General features: G+C 63.6%; 21 protein-coding genes and 3 pseudogenes. 10 read left to right on the top strand and 14 right to left on the bottom strand.

Annotation, left to right across the window (positions count from 1 at the left end):
• Positions 1-87: 87 nt before the first annotated feature.
• From ASG43_RS06405 to ASG43_RS06390, 3 genes are all read right to left on the bottom strand, one after another.
• Complete coding sequence (locus ASG43_RS06405; RefSeq protein WP_056501936.1) at positions 88-360, bottom strand: hypothetical protein; 273 nt, start codon at positions 358-360, stop codon at positions 88-90.
• 388 nt (positions 361-748) lie between these two features.
• Positions 749-1,570: a metallophosphoesterase family protein gene (locus tag ASG43_RS06400; RefSeq protein ID WP_056501933.1), complete on the bottom strand. Its 822-nt coding sequence runs from the start codon at positions 1,568-1,570 to the stop codon at positions 749-751.
• Between the two features lie 614 nt (positions 1,571-2,184).
• Positions 2,185-3,198 (bottom strand): AraC family transcriptional regulator, encoded by a 1,014-nt coding sequence (locus ASG43_RS06390; protein ID WP_056501973.1) that lies wholly within the window; start codon positions 3,196-3,198, stop codon positions 2,185-2,187.
• A gap of 73 nt (positions 3,199-3,271) precedes the next feature.
• Here ASG43_RS06390 and ASG43_RS06385 point away from each other — a divergent pair, with 73 nt between their 5' ends.
• Positions 3,272-4,480, top strand: a complete 1,209-nt coding sequence (locus tag ASG43_RS06385) for an MFS transporter (RefSeq protein ID WP_056501927.1) — start codon at positions 3,272-3,274, stop codon at positions 4,478-4,480.
• Between the two features lie 289 nt (positions 4,481-4,769).
• Complete coding sequence (locus ASG43_RS06380) at positions 4,770-5,543, top strand: SDR family oxidoreductase (protein WP_056501970.1); 774 nt, start codon at positions 4,770-4,772, stop codon at positions 5,541-5,543.
• 151 nt (positions 5,544-5,694) lie between these two features.
• Here the strand turns inward: ASG43_RS06380 and ASG43_RS06375 are convergent.
• Positions 5,695-6,369 (bottom strand): annotated as a pseudogene (locus ASG43_RS06375) (DNA polymerase IV); the annotation flags it as partial.
• A gap of 110 nt (positions 6,370-6,479) precedes the next feature.
• Between ASG43_RS06375 and ASG43_RS22060 the strand changes: the two are divergent.
• The gene (locus ASG43_RS22060; protein WP_156386522.1) at positions 6,480-7,517 is read left to right on the top strand and encodes a sensor domain-containing diguanylate cyclase; all 1,038 of its coding nucleotides are present in this window, start codon (positions 6,480-6,482) and stop codon (positions 7,515-7,517) included.
• On the opposite strand, the gene ASG43_RS06360 is transcribed toward ASG43_RS22060, so the two are convergent.
• Complete coding sequence (locus tag ASG43_RS06360) at positions 7,459-7,941, bottom strand: MarR family transcriptional regulator (RefSeq protein WP_056501914.1); 483 nt, start codon at positions 7,939-7,941, stop codon at positions 7,459-7,461. The genes ASG43_RS22060 and ASG43_RS06360 overlap by 59 nt on opposite strands.
• 44 nt (positions 7,942-7,985) lie before the next feature.
• Positions 7,986-8,372, bottom strand: coding sequence for a response regulator (locus ASG43_RS06355; RefSeq protein WP_056501910.1), 387 nt, complete (start codon positions 8,370-8,372; stop codon positions 7,986-7,988).
• A gap of 2,774 nt (positions 8,373-11,146) precedes the next feature.
• Between ASG43_RS06355 and ASG43_RS06345 the strand changes: the two genes are divergently transcribed.
• From ASG43_RS06345 to ASG43_RS06330, 5 genes are read left to right on the top strand one after another with little or no spacing between them, the layout of a single operon-like run.
• Positions 11,147-11,587 (top strand): response regulator, encoded by a 441-nt coding sequence (locus tag ASG43_RS06345; protein ID WP_056501904.1) that lies wholly within the window; start codon positions 11,147-11,149, stop codon positions 11,585-11,587.
• Positions 11,584-11,793 carry a hypothetical protein gene (locus ASG43_RS06340; RefSeq protein ID WP_056501903.1) on the top strand — a complete coding sequence of 70 codons (210 nt, stop codon included), beginning with the start codon at positions 11,584-11,586 and terminating at the stop codon, positions 11,791-11,793. The genes ASG43_RS06345 and ASG43_RS06340 overlap by 4 nt, the downstream gene beginning before the upstream one ends.
• Complete coding sequence (locus ASG43_RS22580; protein ID WP_162244685.1) at positions 11,784-11,945, top strand: hypothetical protein; 162 nt, start codon at positions 11,784-11,786, stop codon at positions 11,943-11,945. Before ASG43_RS06340 ends, ASG43_RS22580 begins: the two co-directional genes overlap by 10 nt.
• Entirely contained in the window at positions 11,942-12,982 is a 1,041-nt protein-coding gene (locus ASG43_RS06335; RefSeq protein ID WP_056501900.1) for a histidine kinase dimerization/phosphoacceptor domain -containing protein, read from the top strand. Before ASG43_RS22580 ends, ASG43_RS06335 begins: the two co-directional genes overlap by 4 nt.
• 23 nt (positions 12,983-13,005) lie before the next feature.
• On the top strand, positions 13,006-14,154 hold the full coding sequence (locus tag ASG43_RS06330; RefSeq protein ID WP_056501896.1) for a GGDEF domain-containing phosphodiesterase: 1,149 nt from the start codon (positions 13,006-13,008) through the stop codon (positions 14,152-14,154).
• Between the two features lie 162 nt (positions 14,155-14,316).
• Here the strand turns inward: ASG43_RS06330 and ASG43_RS06325 are convergent, their stop codons facing one another.
• A complete protein-coding gene (locus tag ASG43_RS06325) occupies positions 14,317-14,703 on the bottom strand; it encodes a hypothetical protein (protein WP_056501895.1) in 387 nt (128 codons plus the stop codon).
• 361 nt (positions 14,704-15,064) lie between these two features.
• Between ASG43_RS06325 and ASG43_RS23700 the strand changes: the two genes are divergently transcribed.
• A complete protein-coding gene (locus ASG43_RS23700) occupies positions 15,065-16,792 on the top strand; it encodes a PAS domain-containing methyl-accepting chemotaxis protein (RefSeq protein ID WP_056501892.1) in 1,728 nt (575 codons plus the stop codon).
• Between the two features lie 174 nt (positions 16,793-16,966).
• On the opposite strand, the pseudogene ASG43_RS22045 reads toward ASG43_RS23700, so the two are convergent.
• The 5 genes and pseudogenes from ASG43_RS22045 to ASG43_RS06295 all read right to left on the bottom strand — a co-directional run.
• Positions 16,967-17,635: pseudogene (locus ASG43_RS22045) on the bottom strand (IS5 family transposase); the annotation flags it as partial.
• Between the two features lie 174 nt (positions 17,636-17,809).
• Positions 17,810-18,019 carry a hypothetical protein gene (locus tag ASG43_RS06305; protein WP_156386517.1) on the bottom strand — a complete coding sequence of 70 codons (210 nt, stop codon included), beginning with the start codon at positions 18,017-18,019 and terminating at the stop codon, positions 17,810-17,812.
• A 117-nt stretch (positions 18,020-18,136) separates the two neighbouring features.
• A complete protein-coding gene (locus tag ASG43_RS06300; protein WP_244488001.1) occupies positions 18,137-20,074 on the bottom strand; it encodes a methyl-accepting chemotaxis protein in 1,938 nt (645 codons plus the stop codon).
• Between the two features lie 345 nt (positions 20,075-20,419).
• Positions 20,420-20,746: a hypothetical protein gene (locus ASG43_RS22040; RefSeq protein ID WP_156386515.1), complete on the bottom strand. Its 327-nt coding sequence runs from the start codon at positions 20,744-20,746 to the stop codon at positions 20,420-20,422.
• A gap of 499 nt (positions 20,747-21,245) precedes the next feature.
• Positions 21,246-22,469 (bottom strand): annotated as a pseudogene (locus ASG43_RS06295) (IS3 family transposase).
• Between ASG43_RS06295 and ASG43_RS06285 the strand changes: the two are divergent.
• Positions 22,468-22,713: a hypothetical protein gene (locus tag ASG43_RS06285; protein WP_056501879.1), complete on the top strand. Its 246-nt coding sequence runs from the start codon at positions 22,468-22,470 to the stop codon at positions 22,711-22,713. The pseudogene ASG43_RS06295 and the gene ASG43_RS06285 overlap by 2 nt on opposite strands.
• Before the next feature lie 57 nt (positions 22,714-22,770).
• Here ASG43_RS06285 and ASG43_RS06280 read toward each other — a convergent pair whose 3' ends face one another.
• Together ASG43_RS06280 and ASG43_RS06275 are read right to left on the bottom strand one after the other, a co-directional pair.
• Entirely contained in the window at positions 22,771-24,558 is a 1,788-nt protein-coding gene (locus ASG43_RS06280; protein WP_056501876.1) for a sensor domain-containing phosphodiesterase, read from the bottom strand.
• Between the two features lie 129 nt (positions 24,559-24,687).
• Positions 24,688-25,650: a diguanylate cyclase gene (locus ASG43_RS06275; RefSeq protein ID WP_056501873.1), complete on the bottom strand. Its 963-nt coding sequence runs from the start codon at positions 25,648-25,650 to the stop codon at positions 24,688-24,690.
• Positions 25,651-25,702: the final 52 nt, after the last annotated feature.

The raw sequence follows: 25,702 nt of genomic DNA, 5'->3' as shown, positions 1-25,702 counted from the left end.
GGAGAAAACTCGGAACTTGACCAAGGCCTGACCAGCCCAACATCGTCAAAGCCGGGTCAGTTCTTGATGGAAATCCTGGGTCAGCTCTCAGTGGAAATCAACAGGATTGACCTGGAAGGCATCCTTGAGAAGGTCGTCGACCTCTGCCGCGGTCGTCCCGGTGAGGAGCTTGTGAAGGTTCTGCGGCACGGTGCCGTCGGACAGCGAGACGATCTCGAGATCTCCGACGGGCATCGCGTAGACGTCGGTCTGCTGGGCGTAGGCAGCGGGTGTCGGGGCGGTGTCGGCGGCAATGGATGGAGCCGCGACGCCGAGGATCAGCGTTATGGTTGTGCAGGTGAGGATAGAGCGGAGGGTCATCTATTTCGGTCCTTCGAACCTACTTGGGATGATCCACACGTACGGTCGACAGCTTGCGCCCGGAAATCAGATCAACGGATGGGACCCATGTCTGGCGGCGATAGGTTCCTTAAATCGACCGAACCTCGAGGTGACAGCTCAGTTTCACGCGCTGATTTTGGATCGCTCCCCTTATGGCTGGAAGGGGTGGTCAGCGGAAAGGCCGCTTTCCGAACGCACCAACCGGAAGCCGACGGTCCGCTTGCGGCCCGTAAACGTCGCTCTACTGGTTCGTTAGCCCGTAGAGCAGCCTAAGTAACGTCGCGGTGAGAACTCACCCCGAACGACGGGGGGGAGTGGAGATCACGCCCTAATATGGTTTCCCGGCCCCCTGTCGGCCACTCTCGATTCATTCGTCGCTGAGCTGTTGGAGTTCCGCCAGACCGATGCGACCTTCGAGGTAATCGGACTGCGCCTGCAGCGCGGCCGACGACATCACCCGACCGTGCACGATTGCCCGCAGCTCAAACTCCCTGACGACAGCACTGCGGTCCGGCTCGCCGACCGCTTGCAGGAAGCTGGCCTCCGAGCCATCAATGACCGCCGCCGTCAGAATACCCGACTGGAAAGCACCGGTGTCGATGGAGATGCGGTTCGCGGTAAAAACGGGCAGATCGCCGATGATCGTGTGACCGTGCACCACCCTACGCGGCAACAGGCCGTCGTGGTCAAGGAACTCATGTCGGATCCAGAGCAGATCCTGTTCGGCCTGCAGTTCAACCGCTATCCCCGGCCTGATACCTGCATGCACGAAAAGATGCGTACCATCATCGTGCGTTAGAGGTAGGGCTGCGAGGAATTCCGCATGGCGACTGAGCGTTGGATCTAAACTGCGGGCTGACTCACGATTGAGCCCATAGCTGACGACGGTGTGCCAGTACAGGATCCATGCCCAGTCCGGCAGCCCATGGCCCAAAGTGACAGCTCTAACGAACAGATCGTCGTGATTGCCGCGCAAGCAGACGTATTCGTCCTGCGAACGTTTTGGACCTGCCATCAGGCGCTGGATAACTCCACGAGAATCGGCTCCACGGTCGACGTAATCGCCAGTGAAGACGATCTTGGCACGTGCGCCACGAGTCTCAGCGTCACTCTCGACCTTGCCGAGGAGATCTTCCAGGAGATCGAGACGGCCGTGAATGTCCCCGATCGCATATGTGACAGTGTGCATGCGTGCCGCTCTACAGACTGCCTTCCTAGGGTGCAACCTGAAAGAGCCTCGCCCCTTCGACCGCGGCCGCGGACAGTGCGATCAGACGTGAGCGGTGAACCCGAGAGATTCGAGCGGGCTCGAGACTCGCATCGTCCGGCGTGATCTGGTCAGCGAAGAACGCGTTCCAACCCAGCGCGTCGAGGGGCTCACGCTCGATGTGATGTGCCGGCGCGTTCAACGTCCAGTTCGATACAGGACGGCGAGCGAGTTCGGGTTCTCAGCCGCGTGGTCAGCGCATGTTACCATGCTGTCCCGTTCCACTTCGTTTCACGTTTGGTGCCAACGGCTTCGCGCACCATCGCTTGCATAAGCGCGCAAGCCCGAGGCGAATAGTTGATTGGCAGCATTTCTGTCTGAGGCGCCCAGAAGCCGACGTTCCGCCTTCGGCCCGCGGTGATATCGAAAATCATTTCCGGGCCGGGTCGTAAACGGCAGAGCGAAAATTCAACCGTGTGTGCCTGAACACCCGCTTTCAGCCGCCGCCAGATCTTCAGATGCTGCGTCGTCCATGGTGCGGCTAGGGGGCGTCGCACTGCCTTTATGGGACGTAGTATATTTCTTCGACTTGTCGATCAAGTCCCAGACGGAGCCGTGGATCGGTCCCAAGCATAGCGATCGGCCAACGTAGCCGCGATCTTCGTCCTGAACTGTACTGGAGGAGCGCCGATGATGCGCTTGAAAGCACGGCTGAACGTTGCTTCGGACTCGAAGCCCAACCGGCGAGCGGCCTCGGAGACCCGAATGTGGTCGCGCGATAGCCATTGGCGGGCCTGATGCATTCGCACTTGTGCGACGTAGCGTGCGGGTGTTTCACCGACGACAGCCGCGAACTTGGCTGCAAAACCCGAGCGCGACGCGCCCATCAGCTTCGCCAGTTCCGGAACAGTCCAGTCCCGTTCGGGCGTGGCGTGAACCGCAGCGAGTACGCGGCCGAGATCGGGATCGCGCATCGCTGCGATCCAGCCTTTCCCGTCGCCGCAGCCGTGCTCGATCCAGGCCCGGATGATCTTCGCGGCAAGCACGTCCGCCAGTCTCGCCAGAATGCCGCCAGCCCCGATGCGGCTCAGGCACATTTCGGCGTTCATTGCCTCCAGGAGATGCGGAATGGCGGGCTCCTTCAGCAGCATCTCGTCGGCTCGCATGAGCTCGGGCATCATGCTGAGTAGCGGATGCAGGGGATCGAGACTGACGCGCATAGAGCCGCAAAACAGGAGGGTGGCGTCCTCATCCCCTCCGGATTGAAAGTCGAACACATCGTCGCACACGCTGCGGCATTCCCACCGCGGGAACGGGCGCAAAGGCACATCGGGCGCGCTAGCAAGAGCATGCTCGGCGCCGCGCGGCACGAGAATTGCATCGCCCGGGGCGAGCCGGGTCCAGTTCCCGCCGGAAGCGCGCAGCCAGCAGCCCTTTTCGGTTACGAAGTGGAAACGCGTTTCCGCGGCTTGCGCGGTGAAGAGGTAGCCCCAGTCGCCCGACATCCTGCAGCGGCCATATTCGACGCCCTCAAAGCGGAGGCCGCGAAGGATGGTGGTTAGCGGATCGACAGGCGAGGCCACAGGAAGTTCGGAGGAAAGGTCAAGCATTCCGGCGTTTACAACATGGATACTCCAGGCCGGCAAGGCCATCTTCGCGCTCCGACTGACCGGAGTTCCGAACGTGACGGACTGTGCCTGCTCTCCTGAAAGCACTTCGTACCCTCCGACCGATGGTTCGGAGGCGGCCCGAGCGAACTGGCCAGCGGTGGCTTCGCTGTCGTTCGGCGTGTTCGGGCTCGTGACGGCCGAGTTCCTGCCGGCTAGTTTGCTGACGCCGATGGCGCTCGACCTCGGCATAAGCGATGGCGCGGCGGGGCAGGCGGTGACGGCGACTGCGGTGGTGGCGGCGATCGCGGGTCCGGCGGTGGTCGTCGGCACCGGACGCATCGACCGCCGCTACGTGGTCTGGGCGCTGAGTGCTTTGCTAATCGCATCGAATCTCGTCGCGGCGCTGTCGACGAACGTCGCCATGCTGCTCGTCGCCCGCATGGCGCTCGGCGTTGCGCTCGGCGGCTTCTGGTCGCTGGCGGCGGCACTGGCGCTCCGGCTGGTGCCGGCGCAGCTTCTGCCCCGCGCCATGGCGCTGATCTTCACGGGTGTATCGGTTGCGACAGTTTGCGCCGCGCCGCTCGGAGCCTATCTCAGCAGCCTCTGGGGCTGGCGGCTCACTTTCGCCGCAGCGGCTGGTTGCGGGGCCCTGGCTCTTCTCTCGCAGCTCCTCACCATGCCGAGGCTGCCCCCGGCCGCAGCGCCCGGCTTCGGCAGCTTCGCTGCTGTCCTGAAGCGTCCAACCGTGCAATTCGGGCTCGCGACCGTCCTTCTCGTCGTGTCGGCCCATTTCGCGGGCTTCACCTACATGCGGCCTTTCCTCGAACGGGTGTCGAAGCTGGATGTCGCCGGTCTGTCGTTCGCGCTTCTTGCCTTCGGCGTCGGCGGCTTCTTGGGCAACATTGCGGGCGGCGCGCTGTCGGAGCGCAGCGGTACGCTAGCGGTGGGCGCCGCGTCGCTGCTGATCGCGCTTGCGGCTGCCGCGCTCTTCGTCGCTGGCACGTCGACGATGCTAACCTTTGCGGCAACTGCCACCTGGGGTTTCGCCTTCGGCGCTTTTCCAGTCTCGATCTCGGCCTGGAACACCAAGGCGGCCTTGGACCATGCGGAAAGTGCCGGCGCGCTGTTGCTCGTCGCCTTTCAGATCGCGATCGCCACCGGTGCTGTCCTCGGCGGCATCTTGGTCGACGCGGCCGGACCGACAGCGGTCATCGCCTACACTGCCCTCGCCGCCGCTGCCGGCACCACCTTGATCCTCAGCCTGGCACACAGGGTGCGGTAGGCTGGAGGATATTCGACGGTGTCACGCAATGATCCGGACAGAGCTATCTGTGATCTACCACCACGGTCACGCGCTCCGTCGCCGCCGAGAGGTGCGCGCCGACCAGAGTGTATCGGTCTTGTGGAGAGGTGGGTTGATCCTCGCCGACCAAATCGGCGCGTGGGCCGAACGGCGGCTTTTTGACTGCGTTACCGAAATGCTGACCGACTGCTTTCTGCCCGTTGCCGCCAGGGCCACTGATGCGCATTCTTCAGACGATCAGGCGCATCGCACCTTCAGGAGGTACACCATGGATGAACTGCCGAGCTTCGATCTGTCTGGACAGGTTGCTCTGGTCACAGGCGCGGGACGTGGGCTTGGCCGCTCCATCGCATTGGCTCTGGCCAATGCGGGCGCTGATCTCGCGCTGGGCTTGCGCGATGTCGGCCGCGATGACGGGGTTGTGGAAGCAGTCGAACGGCTCGGACGACGCGCGATCCGCCTGCCGATGGATGTGACGAACCTCCCGCAATCCTATGCTGCGATTGAAGCGGCCATCAGCCACTACGAACGCATCGACATTCTCGTCAACAACGCCGGCGGCTCGATTATCGACGCCGCTATAGACGCACAGGAAGCCGACTTCGATACCGTCATAGGCTTGAACGTGAAGTCGACCTTCTTTCTGTCCCAACGCGTCGCCAAGCACATGATCGAGCGGGGCGGTGGCGGTCGTATCATCAACATGAGTTCGCAGGCTGGTGCAGTCGCACTGCCGGGAGAGGCGATCTACTGCTTAGCGAAAGCGGCGGTCTCGCATCTTACTCGCTGTCTGGCCGTGGAGTGGGGCCCTCACGGGATCAACGTCAATGCCGTTGCGCCGACCTTCATTGAAACACCTGGCACAGCTCCCGCCCTTTCCGATGCAGCGTTTCGTGCGGACACAGTTGAACGGGTAGCTGCCCTTCACCGAGTTGGTCGACCCGTCGAGGTTGCCGGGGCGGTGGTCTACCTTGCGTCGCCCGCGGCCTCTCTCGTCACTGGTCACACGCTGATGATTGACGGAGGTTGGACGGTGCGCTGAGGGCCTCCGGTGCACAGGTTCAAGGATTCGGGACCCGGCGTACTGATGTCCGGAGGTTCGCTGGCGTTACACCAAGGAACTCAGGCAACTGCGGGTTTGGAGCGGGTCATCCGGCCGTTTGCGGTCTAAGTGATAGCGTTAGATTAGAACGTCAAAGCGGCAGTGCAAATTGCGGATCTTCAGTTGCTGCAGCGGCTGAGACGAGATTCAGAAGCGCCGACAGCGTCACGCCCAGCAGCCTGACGCCACGCGAGTCGAGGGGCAGGTCATCAAGCAAGCGCAGTGCCCGAGCCTCAAGGTCCTGACGGTTCGCCACCGCCGCCGTGGCCGACAAGCTCCGCGTGATCTGCCGAAAGTCTGCATACTTGACCTTCAGCGTGACGGTCCTGCCGCGAGTGCCCGTCGCCTCGCAGTGCCGCCACACCTTGTCGATGATGGGCTGGAGCGCGTTGTGCATCTCAGCCTTGTCGTAGAGGTCCCGGTCAAACGTGTTCTCCGCCCCGACCGACTTCCGGACGCGGTTCGCACGGACAGCACGCTCGTCGATCCCGCGGGCGATGCCGAAGTAGTAAGGTCCGATCTTGCCGAACCGTTCCTGAAGGAAGGCGAGGGGCTGCGCCTTCAGGTCCCGTCCGGTGTGGATCCCAAGCCGCTCCATCTTGGCGGCCGTGGCCGGCCCGATGCCGTGGAAGCGGCCGACAGGCAGATCGGCGACGAAAGCTTCACCCATCGCTGGCGTCACCACAAAGAGCCCGTCCGGCTTGCGGTGATCCGAGGCGAGCTTGGCCAGGAACTTGTTGTAGGACACGCCGGCGGAGGCGGTCATCCTCGGCGCTCTTCGCGACATCTCGGACCGCAAGCGCGCCGAGGAACTCGTCGCTGAAAGCGAAGCACGTTTCCGGTTGTTGGCAGAGAACACCGCTGATCTCGTCACGCATGTCGACGCGACTGGCAAGCGCATCTTTGCCTCTCCCGCCGCCCGAGATCTTCTGGGATACGAACCGGAGGAGCTGGTCGGCGGCCGGCCCCTCGACCTGGCCTATCCCGACGACCGGACCGTGCTCGAAGCCATGCTTTCGATACTGGCCGCCGGGGGAAGCGGCCGAACCCGTACAGTACCGCGCCAGACGCAAGGACGGCGTCTATCGCTGGATTGAGGCGACGGGGCGACCGCTCGGACCGGAGCTGGGATACATCCTGGCCCTGCGGGACATCGAGCGCCGCAAGCAGGCTGAAGACGAGCTGGGAGCGGCGGTTCTGCGACTAAACGAACTGGCGAACTCCGATGGCATGACGGGATTGGCGAACCGCCGCCGCTTCGACGATAGCCTCGAGCGGGAAATCTCGCGTGCGGCAAGGAGCGGCGCGCCCATCTCCCTGCTCCTCGCCGACGTCGACCACTTCAAGACCTTCAACGATACCTACGGACACCCTGCCGGCGACGCCTGCCTGCGTTCGGTTGCCGACATCCTCGCCCGTACTGTTCGCCGCCCAGGCGACGTGGCGGCCCGCTATGGCGGAGAAGAGTTCGCCGCCATTCTCCCCGAGACCGACACCGCAGGTGCGTTCGCGCTTGCGCAGTCCTTCCGTTCGGCCGTTGCCGCAGCTTCGCTCGAGCATGTTCGCAGCGGTTTCGGCGTCGTCACGATCAGTGTCGGAGTCGTGACGCTCGTGCCGGATCCCGGCGTAACGACACCATCCGACATGATCAGGTCGGCCGACAGTGCGTTGTACAGGGCGAAGGGCAGTGGTCGTAACCGTGTCGTGCGGTTCGACCTTGAGGAGGCCATGCTGCCGAAGCAAGTTGAGTCCAAATTGAACGCATGGCCTCGGGCAGCGTCACTCGGAGACACGTCGCTTCCCCGTTTGACCTCGTTTGGTGGCAACTGGCTTCAACCGGGATCGCGGGCCTTGCTCACCGCAGCCGGCTCAGCCGGGCTGCCAGCAGGTTGGCCACGGTCTCGAGTCCCGTGACGACCGACGCGCCGTTCTCCGCGAGCGGCGTCGCCAGCTCTTTCTCAAGGCTTGCCCTCACCTCCAGGAGCCTGGATTTGGCGTCCAAGCCGGCCGGGGTGATCCGCACCATCGTCCGTCTCGCGTCGCGCTTATCGCCCTGGCGTTCCACCAATCCCTTGGCGACCAGCCTGTCCAGCATCTTTGAGACCGTCGACGGACGCACCCTCAGCTCGTCCGCAATGCGCGACACCGATGTCGGGGCCTCTTCGTCTAGCGCCAGCAGGAGTTCGTCCTGTCCGTTGTGAAAACCCATCTCAGCCAGCTTGATACTCGTCAGGGCGCGCGTGCTCTTGGAGATCGACAGGAGCAGCGAAACGAGACCCGCTTCTCCGATGGCGACCTTAGGCGCAGTCGGCCGCGACTTCGTCTCAGTGTCGGACATGCAGAACCTCCGTGCGTCTCGGGATCGCGTCACGCACCCTTCGTTCAATCGCTCGGCTGCGACTCCGCGAAGAGAACCCTAACGACGTCCTCCGGGTCGTTCGGCTTCCGCTCGACCGGAACGTCTTCCAGCTCCTCGGGCATGAACCAGTCGTCGTAGCCGGTGACGAAAATGATCGGGACGCCGCTTTTTTTCAGGGCCTGCGCCACCTCGATCGAGATGCCGTCCTGAAGGCGGATGTCGAGGATCGCCCCATCGATTTGTATTTCTCCGTGCACAATGTCCATCGCTCCCTCGACGCTCGGGACGGGACCGAGCACGGATCCGCCCGCGGCCTTGACGGCCTGCGCCATCTCCATCGCGATGATCGCCTCGTCCTCGACGATGAGGATGTTCTTTCCGGTGAAGTCTGCCGTGCGGTTCGTGAGCATTCGGTCTCCACTGGATCGCGACACGGGGCGCATCGACGCACGGCTACAGCATCTCGGATCGTGAGACACGTGATTTCAATTGCGCCGTACTGTCGCGCCGCGGGGTTTTCCGTAGTTGGGTGTCGCTCTCCAGTAATGGTAAAAGGCCGTAATCTGTTCACTGAATAAAGCGGTTGTCCGAGGCGTTCGGTTGCTTCGTTGCCGACCTGCGGCATCTTTCCTTTGGCTCCCCATTGCCTTGGTGGCGCAGGTTGGTAGCTACCACCGTTCGGGTCAGAGGTAGGGCTGTGCCAACTTGGTCGAGAACGTCAGTGACACAATCGCCGAGGTAGCCGGCGGCCGGCGACACCTCTCGAGCCACGAAGGGGTTTCTGCGAACGTTCTTTTCGCGCTTGTCTCGGTGGCGTCCGTTTTCGCCGTCCGCCTAGCCCTCGACCCGATCCTCGGTGCTCGCTCTCCGCTCATCCTGTTCACGGTCGCGGTGGCGCTCACCGCCTGGCGTTGCGGGTACGGGGCTGGCCTTCTTGCCCTTGTAACAAGCACGGCACTCGGGGTCTTCTGCTTCGTCGAGCCGAGAAACACGTACGCCGTGGCCTTTCCAGAGGAAGCCCTAAACCTCGCCGCGTTCTGGACCGCCAATGCCGCCGTGCTGTTCGTCACGTACCGATTGGCGGAGGCCCGTACGCGGCAAGCTCTCATTGCCGCCGACCTGCAACGACGGGAGGCGGAAGTGACCCAGAGCCGCGACCTACTGCACGCAGTTGTCGACGGTTCGCCGGACCCGATCTATGTGAAGGACCGAAGCGGCGCTTTCGTCCTGGTGAACGAGCGGACGGCGCGGATCTTCGGGACGACGCCTCGCGCGCTCGTTGGGCGCAGGGATGCCGACTACCTGCCGCAGCAGGTTGCCGCCGCCGTCGAAGCCATGGACCGCGACGTCATGAACGACGGCCGGCCCCTCCTGCGCGAGGAGGACGTCCCAGAGGACGGAGAGCTGCGAACCTACTTTTCGTCGAAGGTACCGTGGCGAAGCCAGACGGGAGAGGTGCTCGGCCTCATCGGCATCTCCCGCGACATCACCGACCGCAAGCGGGCCGTATCTGAGCTCGCCGCCAGCGAGGCGCAGCTCAGGGCCTTCTTCGACGCTTCCGTCGCCGGCCTTGTCCAGATCGATCCGCGGACGCGGCGTTTCGTGAAGGTCAACAAGGCGGTTTGCGATCTCACCGGCTACGGAGCCGAAGAGCTGCTCGAGCTCACCTTAGACGACCTGACTCATCCGGACGACAGGGGCAGGGACGACGGTCTTCTCGCTCCCATCNATCCGTGGACGCGGCGTTTCGTGAAGGTCAACAAGGCGGTTTGCGATCTCACCGGCTACGGAGCCGAAGAGCTGCTCGAGCTCACCTTAGACGACCTGACTCATCCGGACGACAGGGGCAGGGACGACGGTCTTCTCGCTCCCATCCTGGCGGGCAACGCACAGGCCTACTTCAGCGAGCGGCGTTACGTTCGGAAGGACGGACATCCCATCTGCGTCGTCGTGGGCGCATCCCTGATCCGCGATGCCGACGGAAGGCCCTTCCGTGTCGCAGCGGTCGCGATCGACGTTTCCGACCGCAAGGCTGCGGAAGCGGAGGTTCATCGCCTCAACGCGGAGCTGGAGCAGCGGGTGGCGGACCGCACGCGCGAGCTGGCCGAGGCAAACGAGGAGCTGAACGCCTTCACCTACACGGTCAGCCACGACCTGCGCGCTCCGCTCCGTGCCATGGAGGGCTTCGCACGCATCCTCCTGGAAGACTACTCGGACTCGTTCGACGAGGAGGGCAAGCGNCACCATCACAAACGCGTTCGCTTCTTCTTAGGCCCTTCCGTGTCGCAGCGGTCGCGATCGACGTTTCCGACCGCAAGGCTGCGGAAGCGGAGGTTCATCGCCTCAACGCGGAGCTGGAGCAGCGGGTGGCGGACCGCACGCGCGAGCTGGCCGAGGCCAGCGAGGAGTTGAACGCCTTCACCTACACGGTCAGCCACGACCTGCGCGCTCCGCTCCGTGCCATGGAGGGCTTCGCACGCATCCTCCTGGAAGACTACTCGGACTCGTTCGACGAGGAGGGCAAGCGYTATGCCGGGCGCATCGTCGCCGCCGCGGAGCGGATGGAAGGGCTGATCGACGACCTCCTGGCTTACAGTCGCATAACGCGGAGCGAGCTGAAGCTCCGGCCCGTCCAATTGGCTTCTCTTGCCGCAGACTCCTTTCCGGAGAACGTCGACGCGTCCTGCATTCATCTTCGACTGGAGGACGTCCCCGCCGTTTACGCGGAGCCGGGCGTGCTGCGWCAGGTGATCGGCAACCTCCTGTCGAACGCTGCCAAGTTCCAAGCGAAGGAAAGCGTCCCGGAGATCGTCGTGGAGGGGCATCGCCTGGGCGGCCGAGTCCGCGTCACGGTCTCCGACAACGGCATCGGCATCTCCCCCGAACATGCCGAGCGGATCTTCCGCGTGTTCGAGCGCCTGCACGGCCAGGAGGCWTACCCGGGGACGGGCATCGGCCTTGCCATCGTCCGCAAGGGCCTGGAACGCATGAGCGGAACAAGTGGCGTGGAGTCCACGCCGGGCCAAGGGAGCCGNATACCCGGGGACGGGCATCGGCCTTGCCATCGTCCGCAAGGGCCTGGAACGCATGAGCGGAACAAGTGGCGTGGAGTCCACGCCGGGCCAAGGGAGCCGCTTCTGGATCGAGCTGCCCGCCGTCCCCGACACAGAACCGGAGAATGCCCATGGACAGGTCTGACGCCATCCTTGTCGTCGAGGACAACGCGGAYGACATCGAGCTCATYCGCTACGCCTTTCGCAAGGCTGCGGTGGCCAACCCCGTCAGCTTCGTCGACGACGGCGAGAAGGCGGTCGCATACCTGTCCGGTGAGCCTCCCTACGACGAYCGGGGCGTCYACCCCCTGCCGAGCCTCATCCTCCTCGACCTGAAGCTCCCACGACGCTCGGGTTTCGAGGTGCTGGAGTGGATCCGCTCCAACGAGGAAACCCGCCATACGCCCGTCGTGGTCCTGACCTCRTCGAACCAGAAGGACGACATCGAGCGGGTGTACGRGCTCTACGGCAACTCCTATCTCGTGAAGCCGGTGAAGCGGAGCGCTCTCCAGGAGATCGTCCAGTCCCTGGATCAGTATTGGATCAAGCTGAACCGCACGGTGCCCTCGTGAGCTTCCGCGTCATCGTCCTCGACGACAATCCGGATGACCGCGAGCTCGTGCTCCGSCAAGTCCGTGCCGAGTTTCCGGGCGCTGACACCCTCGCGCTGCCCGACATGAACGGTCTTGACGAGGCGCTTGCTCGCGGCACGCCGGGGCTGGTCGTGACCGATCTCGACCTGCGTTGGGCGCCCGCCATACGCCCGTCGTGGTCCTGACCTCATCGAACCAGAAGGACGACATCGAGCGGGTGTACGGGCTCTACGGCAACTCCTATCTCGTGAAGCCGGTCAAGCGGAGCGCTCTCCAGGAGATCGTCCAGTCCCTGGATCAGTATTGGATCAAGCTGAACCGCACGGTGCCCTCGTGAGCTTCCGCGTCATCGTCCTCGACGACAATCCGGATGACCGCGAGCTCGTGCTCCGCCAAGTCCGTGCCGAGTTTCCGGGCGCTGACACCCTCGCGCTGCCCGACATGAACGGTCTTGACGAGGCGCTTGCTCGCGGCACGCCGGGGCTGGTCGTGACCGATCTCGACCTGCGTTGGGCAAGCGGGCTCGACATCCTCGACAAGGTGAAGGCGACGACGCCCGACTGTCCCATCGTCATGTTCACCGGATCCGGCAACGAGGAGGTCGCGGTCGAGGCGATGAAGCGCGGCCTCGACGACTACGTCGTGAAGTCGCCGCGACAGATGCCAAGGCTCCGCACCTCAATGCGACAGGCGGTGGAAAGAAGCGCGGCGCGTGTCGAGCTGCGGCGCCAGCAGGAGCTCGTGGCACGCCATGAACGCCAGCTCGAGGAGGAACTCGCCCAGAAGACCGTGATCCTGCGCGAGCTTCATCACCGGGTGAAGAACAACCTTCAAAACATGACCGCGATCCTGCGCATGCGCTCCAAGAGGGCGGTGCTGCCAGAGCTCAAGGCCGAGCTTCAGGAGATGTCGCTTCGGCTGACCGCTCTAGCGCAAGTGCAGTCAAGGATCCTGGATGAGGACCAGCTCAACCGCGTCGATTTCGGTGCCGTGCTTGATGAGACTGCGGCGACGCTGGAGCGGGTTTACGGTGACGGACGCATCAGGCTTGAACGGGACATTTCCCAACCCTTCATCCTCCCTGTCGCTCGCGCCATGCCCCTCGGCTTGATCTGCTACGAGGTCCTTCTGAACGCCTTCAAGCATGGGTTCCCCGAACGAGCATCGGGAACGGTCCGGGTTTCGGCCACAGTGGGCGAGGCGGGATACATGATTCTCGTACAAGATGACGGGACCGGCTTCGAGGACCTGCCGGAACGGCGCGGGATGGGTATGACGCTGGTTCATACGCTCGCCGGGGAGGCGCTCGTGCGGGTCGAGCAGCATGGCGCCAGCGTCGGCGGCAGCGTGACGCGCATCGTCTCGTCCGACTGAACGTCAAGGATCCCTTGTCACGAGTGGAAACCGACGGCACGCCAGCCCTCAAGAGAGCGCAGCCGCTTCGCCCCCTCCATCGACGGGCTGGCGGCTTTGCCGAAACTTCGGGGAGGACACGGCACGGCCGATCAGTCGGAGGGGACGAGTTCGCGTTCGTCTGCTCGGACGCCGAGGCGACAGCCTCGGCCCTCGGCGAGCGGATGGTTGTCTGCTTGAAGGAGCCGTTCAAGGTCGACGGCAGCACGATCCGCCTCGGCGCCAGCGTCGGGATCGCCGTTGCCATGGCTGGGGACCTGAGCGCTCCGAGGCTGGCTGACGAACTTTTCAAGTCCGCCGACATCGCGCTCTACGGTGCCAAGGCAGACGGCGGCGGAAACGTACGGGTGTTCGAGCAAAGCATGCTGGAGCGGATCCACGCCCGGCAGTCAATGAAACAGGAACTCGGCGGGGCCTTGGAGCGGGGCGAGCTGTCCCTCGCGTACCAGCCTTTGCTCGATCTTGATTCCGGCCGTGTCCGCGGCTTCGAGGCCCTGCTTCGCTGGAGCCACACGACGAGGGGCAACGTGTCACCGGCCGAGTTCATCCCCCTCGCGGAGGAAACGGGTCTCATCGTGGAGATGGGCGATTGGGTTCTGGAGACGGCATGCAGGCAAGCCTTGCTCTGGCCGGAGGAGATCTCCGTCGCAGTCAACGTGTCGGCGGTCCAGTTCCGATCTGACTCCCTTCCTGAGGCAGTCGCCTGCGTACTCGCACGTTCGGGACTCGTACCCGGTCGCCTCGAGCTTGAGATCACTGAGTCGGTGCTCCTACAAGACAGCGAGCACAACATGCGCATCCTGCACGCGCTGAAGGACCTTGGCGTCGGCATCGCGTTGGACGACTTCGGTACCGGGTTTTCCTCCCTTTCGTACCTGCGCCTGTTCCCCTTCGACAAGCTCAAGCTCGACCGCAGCTTCGTCGAGGACATCGGGCAATCGACGTCCTCGGAGGCGATCATCCGGGCGGCCGGCGAGATGGGCCGGGCATTGTCGATGGTCACGACAGCCGAGGGCGTGGAGACGGCCGAACAGCTCGAGTGGCTTCGGGCCAACGGTTGGTCGCAAGCGCAGGGGTACCATATCGGACGCCCGTCGGGCGCGCCGTCGGTCTGGGGCATGTTCCGGGACTGACCGTCGACGCGACGCGCGTCCCAGAGCGGAAGATCGGCTGTTCAAAGGGTGGCCCGGCACCGTCGGGACCAGTCCCTGACTTGAGTGTAAACGGCAACAACAACCAGATCTCGGCGCGGGCGCCCCTTCCGAACCATGCCTGATCGGGAACTCTCCGATAAGCTAGGAGCACTCCTCCGGGTATTGCGGCACACGTGTTGCCTGGTCGAGCCATGCAAAGACATCGGCGGGACTTGCGAAGGGGCCGGCGATCGCACGGGCGCAAGCGTCATGAACGGTGAACGTGCTCCGTCCGTAGAGTTCCTGCGTCTCGACGACGGCTTGGAGGTCCGGCAAGGGTTGTCCGCCCTCGGCCATGGCTTCGAGGAGGAGGAGCAAACCCCGGGGCGTAGGCGGAACTGGTTCGCCGACGGGCTGTCGACGTCGAACCACCAGCTCGACGAGACGATCGTATCCCTCGACCCCAAGATCCGGGAACAGCGCTGCGCCGTCGTCGTCCCACCCGAACACGACCGCCTTTCCGTCGACTGCCTTCACACCGATCTGCATGCCGCCCCTTCTTTGAAACCGCCTGTGGTCCTCCCCGAGCCCATGTGTTCTCCTTGGAGACCCTGCTTGGCAAGATCGTGGCAGCCTTCGGTCTCAGCAGAGGCTCCCACGCCGACGGTGCCATCTGCGGGATGACGTCGGCGGCTCCGCCCGTTCGCCTTGCAATCTGCCAAGTGGTTGCCAGGGGCGGAAACGACATCGACGCCTGCTCCACACAAGCCGGCAAGGTTGGTGCCAATCTCTGAGGTGCTGCCCCTAACCTTGAGTCATATCCTCACGTCTCGTTAAGTTAGATCTAGCATCATCTTGCTCGCGGCCACGCAGGCATTGCGCCTTTAGCGTTCCGTCCGGAGCGCATTGGATGAGGATGTTTTCAAGCAATGCCGAGCGGGTTCTCGAGGCCCTCGGTCGCTCCTTGGCGGTCATCGAGTTCACACCGTCCGGACAGATCCTGTCGGCCAACGAGAACTTCTGCTCGACGCTCGGCTACGCCCGCGAGGAGATCGTCGGCAAGCACCATCGGATCTTCGTGGAAGGGGCCCACGCCGCCTCGCCTGAATACGACGCCTTTTGGAAGAAGCTCTCCGGCGGCGCCTTTGTGTCCGATGCCTTCAAGCGCATCGGCAAGGGTGGACGCGAGATCTGGATCCGGGCGACCTATAACCCGGTCCTCGGTGCTGGCGGCAAGGTGCTGAAGGTGGTGAAGCTCGCCTCCGACATCACCGACAGCAAGCGCGCCTCCGTCGAGAACAGCGGAAAGCTGGAGGCGCTGTCACGGTCCCAGGCCATCATCGAATTCCTCCCAGACGGCACGATCCTGTCGGCTAACAAGAACTTCCTCTCCACCCTTGGCTACAAGCTGGACGAGATCGTCGGCAAGCACCACCGCATGTTCGTCGATCCCGCCTTGGCCGCCAGCGTCGATTATGACGTGTTCTGGAGCGATCTTCGCGCCGGCGCGTACAAATCGGCGGACTTCAAGCGCTTCGGAAAGGGCGGCCGTGAGGTCTGGATCCAGGCGTCCTACAACCCGATCCGGGACGAGAACGGCGCGGTCGTGAAAATCGTGAAGTTCGCCACGAACCTGACCGACCGCATGACGGCGTTGGACACGCTCGGGATGGCCCTGTCGAGGCTGGCCAAAGGAGACCTGTCACAGCGCCTGGAGACCCCATTCGTGCCGTCGCTCGAGGGCATCCGCCACAGCTTTAACAAGGCGCTCCAGCCACTCGGCGAGGCGATGCAGGCCGTGATGCAGAGCAGCGGCGTCATCCACGCGGGAACCGACCAGATCCGGGCGGCCGCCGACGACCTCGCCCAACGAACCGAGCAGCAGGCCGCGGCTGTCGAGGAGACTACCGCCGCCCTGGCCGAGATATCGAGCAACGTCAGGCAATCGAGTGTGAGGGCTGACGAGGCCGGAGCGCTGGTGTCGAACACGCGGGCTGATGCCGAGGTTTCGGGCAAGACCGTGCGCGAGGCGATCGGCGCCATGGCGGAGATCGAGCGGTCGTCGGCCGAGATCGGCAAGATCATCGGCGTCATCGACGAGATCGCTTTCCAGACGAACCTCCTTGCCCTGAACGCAGGCGTCGAAGCGGCGCGGGCGGGCGAGGCCGGCCGTGGCTTCGCCGTCGTTGCGCAGGAGGTGCGGGGGCTCGCCCAGCGCTCGGCAGAGGCGGCCAAGGACATCAAGGCCCTGATCGCGACATCCACGCGACAGGTCGACGTCGGCGTCGAGCTCGTCGGAAAGACGGGTTCGGCACTCGACGGCATGCTCGCCAAGTTCACCGACATCGACGGCAACATCCGCGGGATCGTCGAGGGCGTGAAGTCTCAGTCCGTGGCACTCGGCGAAATCAGCACCGCGATGAACACCTTCGACCAAGGCACCCAGCAGAACGCGGCCATGGTCGAGCAATCGACGGCCGCCAGCAACGAACTCGCCAGCGAGGCGACGAGGCTTCAGCAGCTCCTCAGTCGCTTTCGGCTGGAAGCCCAAGAAGGGCAGGGAAGGTCACGGCCTGCCTCTCCCGTTCACGAGCTGCGCGCACGAGTGGCAGCCGGATCGGCCTCGTGGCGGCAATGAGCGAAGAACGAGAGATTCAAAACGAAACCGGGTGGCACCTCTGGGACGATTCTTCTATCCACGACACATCCGACGAGGACCTGTCGAAGCAGTCGAAGTCGCCGCCCTCGCCGGCCGAGGAGCAGGCACTCATCCACGCTTAGGGTCAGGACTCATCGGTCAGAGCCAGAATAGGTCCTTCAGACGTCCGAACATGATCTCGATGCGGCTACGACGCCTATAGCGTCGCTTGTCGTATTTGATGGGCTCAATCCGGGATTTGCGACCGGGAATGCAGGCCTGGATGCCTTGTGCCTCCAAGGCATCTCAGAACCAGTGGGCATTATATCCACGATCGCCAAGCAGCCACTGCGCCTTCGGCAAATCGTCCAGCAGAGCTGCCGCCCCGGTGTAATCGCTGACCTGCCCAGCGGTCATGAAGAAGCTCAAAGGGCGACCGTTCGCATCCGTGACGGTATGGAGCTTGGTGTTCATACCGCCTTTGGTGCGGCCGATCAGGCGTCCAAACCCCCTTTTTTAACCCGTAGGCTCGATGCCGTGCGGTGCGCCTTCAAGTAGGTCGCGTCGATCATCACCGTCTTCGGCTCGGCCCCCGCGGCAGCCAGCCCTTCCATCATGCGCACGAAGATCCCCATCGCGCCCCAACGTTTCCAGCGATTGTACAGCGTCTCGGCGGGACCATAGTCCTTCGGTGCATCCCGCCAGCGCAGCCCGTTGCGATTGACGACGATGATGCCGCTCAGAACCCGCCAATCATCGACCCCGGGGTTTGCCATGGCTCCTGGGAAAGAACGGGCGCAGCCGCTCCATCTGCTCGTCCGTCAGCCAAAACAGATCTCTCATACGCAGTCTCCTCACGGAGCCTGAAGCAGATCGTCGCCCTCAAATCAGTAGGTCCTGACCTAAGGTGCTGACGAATGCTTGTTGTTTATGCATGAATTCTGAGCTGCGCATCGATTTCGAGCTCCGGCGGCGAAGTTCGAGATCCCACCTCGGTGCTCCGGTCCGCCCAGACCTTCAAGCTGGGGATGCGATGGCATCCCGCTGTGCGGGCAGAGGAAACTCAAGTCCCGCAAGCAGATCGTCCAGTGCCGAACGAAGGACGATCATTGCCACCACATCGCCAGAGCCGCTGACGCCAAGGACGGAAACCGATCCATCTTCCGTGAACTGCACACTTTCTACCTGAGCCAGGGAGAAGCCTCTGAAGCGGCGATCTTTGGTCATGCGCACGATCCCGTTGAAGCCCTCCGACACTACGTGTCGAAGGAGCCACCGCCACGCTGGCGCGGTTGATGATCCCGGGCTCGCCGGGATGATCCGGCGAACTGCGGAAGTCGACGATTAGAACTCTTCCCAGCCTTCAGGGGCTGGTGCCGACTTGGCGGCGGCTCCGCCGCTTCCGGTGGCGCGCATCTGTACGACGGGACGTGGTGAGGGAGCGTGTGCCGGACCACGCGACGTCGGGGCAGGACGGTGCGCGGGCTGTGCCTTGCCGGACATCCCTTGCGTGCGGAAGCGACCGACCATCGCGGACAATTCTTCCGTTTCGCTCGTCAGCGTCTGCGCGGCGGCGGTCGTTTCCTCGACCATGGCCGCGTTCTGCTGGGTGACCTTGTCCATGTTGTCGGCGGCCATCGAGACTTCCTTCAAGCTCAAGGCCTGCTCGCCAGCGGAGGCAGCGATCGTGGAGACGACGGTGTTCATCTCCGCCACCTGCGTGACGATCTCTGTCAGCGAGGTGCCGGATGCCGTGACGAGTTCAACACCTTCGGCGACTTGTGCGCTTGAGGTCGAGATGAGGCTCTTGATCTCCTTGGCCGCTTCCGCCGAGCGCTGGGCGAGACCCCGCACTTCCTGGGCGACGACGGCGAAGCCGCGACCTGCCTCTCCGGCACGGGCGGCCTCCACGCCAGCGTTCAGCGCGAGGAGATTGGTCTGGAAGGCGATCTCGTCGATGACGCCGATGATCTTGCCGATCTGGTCGGAGGACTGCTCGATCTGGGCCATCGCCGCGATGGCGCGGCCGACGATCTCTCCGCCCTTCTCCGCGTTCTTCTGGGCCGCCGCAGCCTGACCCTGGGCCCTGCCAGCACCCTTGGCGGTCTCGTTGATGCCGCGTGTCACCTCCGACAGAGCGGCGACGGTCTGCTCAAGGCTGGCGGCCTGCTGCTCGGTGCGCTGGGACAGATCGGCTGAGGCGATGGAGATCTCGGCAAGGCCGGTCTTCATGCTGGCGACGCCGCTGACCACCGCCCCAATAGTGTCTTCAAGGGCGGCGATGCTCTCGTTGAACTTCAGCCGGATCGGCTCGAACTCCGAGGCCACGGACTGGTTCATGCGCGTGGTGAGATCACCCGACGACAGGCCGTTGAAGCCGGCTTCCACGGTGTGGACGAAGACCTTGAGGTCCTCGGCCTTAGCATTCTCGATTGCCGATTGGCGATCGCGCTGTGCATCCTGGGCAGAGCGGCTGGCGGCAGCCTCTTCCTCAAGGCGCGCCTGCTCGACGGCAGTCTGCTTGAAGGTAAGGACGGTTGCAGCCATGGAGCCGACTTCATCCTTGCGGCCGATCGCGGGGATCTCAACCGACCGGTCGCCTCTCGCAAGTCTCTCCATCGCGTTCTGAAGCTTGCCGATGGGACTCGCGATACCTTTCGACAGGAGGAACCCGGCACCGAGCGAGATGAGAGCCAGGAGGCCGGTACCCAGTTCCAGGGTCAAGATGCCAGCGTTGTAAGCCCCCTGTTGTTCTTGCGCGTTGGCCTCGGCTTCATCCTTCTTCGCGGCCGTCAGTGCATCAATTGCCTCCTCAACGGGATCGATCAGGGCCGATGCTTCGTCCGACGTTGGTAGCTGACGAGCGGCTTCGAGAGTCATGGGATCCGAGGCCAGCAGGATGGCCTTTTCTACGACTTCGGTTTGCCACGCGCTGACGCCCGCCGTGGCCGTCTTTGTCAGGATGCCTGCCTCCGAAGCGTCTGGGCTGCTCCCCGCGAGCTTTGTCATTCGGTCATCGAAGGAGGCTCGGTGCTTCTTGATCTTCTCGAAATACACCGGATCAAGGGAAAGGAGGTAACCGCGAAGGGAGTTCTCGATCCTCGTCAATGCGGCCCGTGCCTCGATGCTATGACGCCAGCCGGCGTTTACCTCCCTGTTGTGGATCCGTACATCTTCGATGTGGCTGAGCTTGCCGTAGACGATGCCGCCCATGAGGCCGACACCAAGCAGCAGGACGCCGAACGCGATCGATAGTTTCGTAGAGATCTTGAGATTTTGCATTGACATAGCGTAGCGGTCCGCGAAAGAGACGATCGAGCTAGCCTAATCCGTTCGACTTAACGTTTTGCGGTTCACCGCGCCTCACCGTCGGTTGATCCGTCATGGTGAGGGAAACGTGCCCTGGTGCTCCGCTTCAAGTGGCGATTCGATGCTCCTCGTTCGTTCGTCCGCTCCGGGCGGATCGCGACCGGTCCGAACGCCTGAGTGGTGTCGCAAGCTACCAGCGGCCCGATGCCGTCAAGGACACGGCTCGCCTAGTTAGAGATCGTCGTCCACGTAATGCTGAGTTCAGACGGAGCCGTAAGCGGACAAGCCGTGCACGAGAGCTCGCGTTCGAAAGCGAAGTCAGCCGTCTCTTGCAAGACAGGGATCCAGCATCACCTTGTTCTCGTCGATGCGTTGGTAGCCCCCGGCCATCATCACGGATACGTCTGGCGCTGCGTCGCGAGGCGCATAAGTGACACACATCACCTGCACGCCTGTCGGTGCACACATTACGAGATAAGCCAATGCTCCGTCCCAGTGGCTTTCGACGATTGAGCCTACGATCGTCATGCTGATACGGCCGTCGTAGTCTGGCGCTTGATTGACCCAGTGCCTGATCGTTTCGCAGGTCGCAGGCGTTTCTGGATACCCTTCGCCCAGCCGAAACGGACTAGCGGGATCGATCAACGGGGGCTCTTGTGATTGGACAGGCGCAAGAGCGGCTCCGAAAATGGCAGCAGCAGCAGCAGCAGCAGCTAGTCTGGTCCTCATCACTGTCACAGCCTTACGTTATCGATGGAGAAAGCGCTGCATTCTGGCAGCTTGCTGCTCTAAGGGACGACTGTTCTACAGCCAACAGACGGTTGGGGCACACCCTGAACCTGACGACGGTCGCGTCGCCACACATGCTGGCGGTCGGGGCGCCAGCATGGCTGGCGGTCGTTACATGGGTGGCGTGCTGGCCTTGGAATGCATTTCTGTGCCTCAGCGTCTGGCGTGCGGCTGACCATGACGCGGGCATGCTGCCGACCATCGCGAAGCGTCGCCGCCATGTGGACGCCCAGCATCTCCGTCGTCTGACAGTGGGTTGCCTGCGGCCGGCGACTACGCGAGGCCCGGGCAAGATGCCTTCCAGCAGCAAGACCCCGGCACTGATCGGCCCCCACTGAGTGGTCCGGTTGGAAAGTTAGTTCAGGATTGGTCTCTGCACCAGCGGTAGCTTGGCCGGCGAAGCCGGTCGGGTCAGCGCAGTCGGCCAAGCGGCAAAGGCTGGCACGAAGACTTCCGGTGCCGGCGGTTTGTAGCCGATCGATCCGTGTGGCCGGATCGTGTTGTAATGCCGCCGCCGGCTTTCGATGACGATCTGCGCCTCGAGCAAGCTGTAGAAGATCTCGCCGTCGAGGAGTTCGTCGCGAAGGCGAGCGTTGAAGCTCTCAACATAGCCGTTCTCCCAGGGGCTTCCAGGTGCGATGTACGCGGTCTTGGCACCGACGGCCGTGATCCAATCCTGCACGGCCTTGGCGATGAACTCCGGCCCGTTCTCAGGGCCATCGATTCACTGGATCGATGGCTGACCCTTCGAACTCGGACCGGACATGGCCAGGAACACCACGGAGGACGAAGAGGTCCGACAGGACATCGATGACATCTGTCGAGTTGAGCCTGCGAGCGACCCGGATGCTGAGGCATTCGTGCGTAAACTCGTCAATCACATTCAGCATCCGGATTTTGCGTCCATCGTGGGTGCGATCTTCCACGAAGTCGTAGGACCACACGTGGTTGGGCCGTTCCGGCCGCAGACGAACGCATGATCCGTCGTTCAGCCAGAGCCGTCCGCGCTTGGGCTGCTTGGCTGGCACCTTGAGACCTTCGCGTCGCCAGATCCGCTCGACACGCTTGTCGTTGACGACCCAACCCGTATCTCGCAGCAGGGCTGCAATCTTCCGGTACCCATACCGGCCATACTGACGGGCCAGCTCGATGAGATCGGCTGTGAGCTGCTCTTCGTCATCTCGGCCCCGCGGCACCTGACGCTGTGTCGAACGGTGTTGCCCGAGGGCGCGGCACACACGCCGCTCGGACAGCTTCGTCACCGTCATGACGTGGTCGACACAAGCGCGCCGGCGCGCAGGGCTTAGTAGTTTCCCCGTGCGGCCTCTGCCAAGATCAGCTTGTCGAGGGTCAGTTCGGCGACCGCCTTGCGAAGCCGCTGGTTCTCAGTCTCCAGGTCCTTCAGACGCTTCACCTGGTCGACCTTCAGGCCGCCAAACTCCTTGCGCCAGCGGTAATAGGTGACCTCCGTCACGCCGATCGAGCGCACCGCGTCTGCAACTGATCCTCCTTGCGACACCAGAACGTCAACCTGCCGCAGCTTCGCGACGATCTCTTCCGGCTTGGGTCGTCTTGCCATGTCCATCCTCCTTCAGGCTCTCAAAGCCATACTTCAGGGCGGACCATTTCAATGGGGGCGGATCATGTCGCCCTCGGAGCCGGGCTTCGGTCTGCGTCTGGTGCGCCTGTGCCTCGAGAGACAGCTTTTCGGCACCATCGAGAGGCTGGATGCGACAGGCCTCTCGGCCGTCCTGCCGCTCAGTTTCCTGGTCGGGCCGGAGGGAGGGGAGGAGCCGTTCGCTGCCCGTTTCGACAAACGTTGACGTAGAGATACCTTCCCGACCGACGTTTGGCCAATGGCGTCGCGCTGCCTTCGCGGCTTATGCGACCGAGGCGAGATCTCGAGGCTTGAGCCAGGACAACACCTGTAGCGGGGCCATTGGCCGTGCCATCAGATAACCCTGGCCCTCGTCGCAGCCCCACTCCCGGAGGAGGTCGTATGCCTCCTGGGTCTCGATGCCTTCGGCGACGACCCGGTAGCCGAGGTCATGCGCCATGTCGATCATCGATCGGACGAGTCTCTGGTCACGGACGGATGCCTCCAGGTTCGTGATGAAGGCCCGGTCGATCTTCAGGACCGAGGTCGGCAGGGTCTGGAGATAGGACAGGTTGCTGTAGCCACTTCCGAAGTCGTCGATCGCGATCTGGATTCCGGCGTCGCGCAGCGTCTCCAACTGCCTGACCACCCGGCAGGCGTTCTTCGCGACGGCGCTTTCGGTGAACTCCAGCTCCAGGAGCTCCGCCGCCGCGCCGGACGTGGCGACGATCGCGAGGATCCTCTCCGCGAAGTCTGCTTCGTCGAGGTTGAGGGCGGAGACGTTGATCGAGACGGGGACGCTCAGGCCATCCCGTTCCCATGAGACGACCTGTGCCAACGCTGTGCGTGCCACCCACTCGGTGAGCGGCTTGGCGAGCGCGGTCTGCTCGACGGCTGGGATGAACTCGAACGGAGGGATCGGTCCGAGCTGCGGATGGGTCCATCGGAGAAGGGCCTCGACCCCGCGCCACCGTCCGGTCGCGAGGTCGATCCGCGGCTGGTAGTGCAGGGCGAGCTGGTCGTCCACGTGGAGGGCCGCGGCGAAGTCGTTCAGCAGCATGAAGCTGCGTGCCTGTCTCTGGTCGTGGGTCGGGCAGTAGACGGCGTGGCCGTCCTCGGAGTCGCATGCATCCTCGACGGCATTGAGCAAGCGCCGGAGGATGTCGCGCGGTGTGAGTTCGCCCATTACGAAGGAACAGGATCCGACCGCCACCGTGGGCGTGACAGGGATCCCGGCACAAGAAATGGGCAGTTCCAGAACCTCGGTCAGTTCCGCCGCAAAGGCGGCTGGGTCGCCGCCATATTGCGGGGTCAGCAGAACGGCAAAGCGGGTAGGGCCGACCTGGTAGAGACGTGCCGTGTTGCCCATCCTCGGTCTCAGCCGATCCGATCCGCCCCGGATCAGCGCCTCCGTGAAGTTCGTTCCGAGAACGCGCTGGCCCTGGCCGTACTGCTGGTGGGAGACGAGCTCGAACAGCATCGCGGATGCCTCCGCATCCCTGTGCTGCCGAGCTAGGTACTCCAGATCCTCGAACATCTGGTTCTGGTTCGGTAGGCCCGTCGCCGCATCGACACGTCCGATGGCGGTCTGGAGCTCGATCTGACTCATCACCATCCCGGCAAGGTCACGCAGGACCTGGCGACCCTCGTCGTCGAGCTCGCGGACCTTGTCGTCGACGACGCACAACGTGCCCAGGCCGTAGCCCTGTCGCGTGAAGAGGGGAGCGCCCGCGTAGAACCGGATGCCCGCTTCCGCCAGGGGACTGCCGACGAAGCGGGGGTCGGCTTGCAGGTCGGGGACCACGAAGATCTCGTTGTCGCCGATGGCGTAGCTGCAAGGGGCTTGTTCGCGGGGGATCTCGGTGATGTCGACGCCGACCTTCGACTTGAACCATTGGCGGTCGCGGTCCGTCAGGGAGATAGTCGACACCGGGGCTTCGAGGAGGCGGCTCGCCATTCGCGTGAGGCGGTCAAAGCTGTCGCTCGGGGATGTGTCGAGGAGGTTGAGGTCTCGCAGCGCGTTGAGGCGCGCTTCCTCGTTATGGACGGTGTCGACGATGTAGGCGGCCATAGGAGTCTCCGGCGGTGCTGCGACCACGCTCGGCGATCTGTCTTAAAAGGCTCCTTTCGATCGACGGTGTCTTGGAAGAGGGGTTAACGACGGTTGAACGGGTTCGAGCCCGCATGAACCGTCCACCGCCTACAGCAACTCGACGACGCGATCCCGTCCGGCATCCTTGGCCGCGTAGACCGCCATGTCGGCACGCGCGATCGCCAGGGCCACCGTCGCTTCCCCGGGTTCGGCGCGCGCCATGCCGACAGACGTGGTGACAGTCACTTCCTTGTCCTCGAACCGGACTCGGCTTGCGGCAACCGCGGTTCTCAGGGCGTCGGCCGCCTGCCTTGCCAATGACGCCTCGGCTCTGGCGAGCAGCACCACGAACTCTTCCCCTCCGTACCGAGCCAGAAGGTCTTCGGGTCCGAGCGCCGTCTGCATGGCGGCACTCGCGTGCTCGAGAACAAGGTCGCCGCACGCGTGGCCGTAGGCGTCGTTTACCGCCTTGAACCTGTCGAGGTCGACGAGAAACACGAAAAGGTTGGCTTCGCTTCCGCGAACTTGTCGCCATCGTCTTACTGCTGCCTCCATGAACGCGCGCCTGTTGGCGATGCCGAGCAACGGATCGAGCGAAGCGAGCCTCGTCAGCTCCTCGTTGGCACGCTCCAACTCCGAGGTGCGGAGCCGAACGATGTCCTCAAGCTCGAGCTGGAGGGTGCGCCGCTCCGTGACGTCCATGAAGGTGATGACGTAGTTGCCTCCGTCCACGGGCTTGCCGCTGATCTCCACATGCATCCCGTTGCGGCGAACGTGCTCCTGCCGGAAGCTGGCTCCTGTCCGGGGCATCAGCTCCCGCGCCTCGACTTGGACGTCGGGATCGCCTGCGCCATAGTCACCGCGCAGCGCCAGGAAACGGTTCAGCGCAATCGTCCTTGCCCCTGGCCGCAGCAGATCCGCAGGCAGGTCGAACATCAGGCGAAGCTGGGGATTGGAGAAGACAATGCGCCTGTCGCGATCCAGGACAAGAACGGCCTGGTCGATGGTGGACAGGGCGCAGACGAGAAGGTCGACGCCATCGATAGCGGACGTGGGTGCAACAACGGCCATGGCGTCAAGTTAGCCGCCCGGAGTGAACGCGGTGTTGCGCCGCCCCTGAAAA

Origin of the sequence: Aureimonas sp. Leaf454, from assembly GCF_001424685.1 — a bacterium.
Classification (GTDB): Bacteria; Pseudomonadota; Alphaproteobacteria; order Rhizobiales; family Rhizobiaceae; genus Plantimonas.
This window is presented reverse-complemented; position numbering and strand designations above follow the sequence as displayed.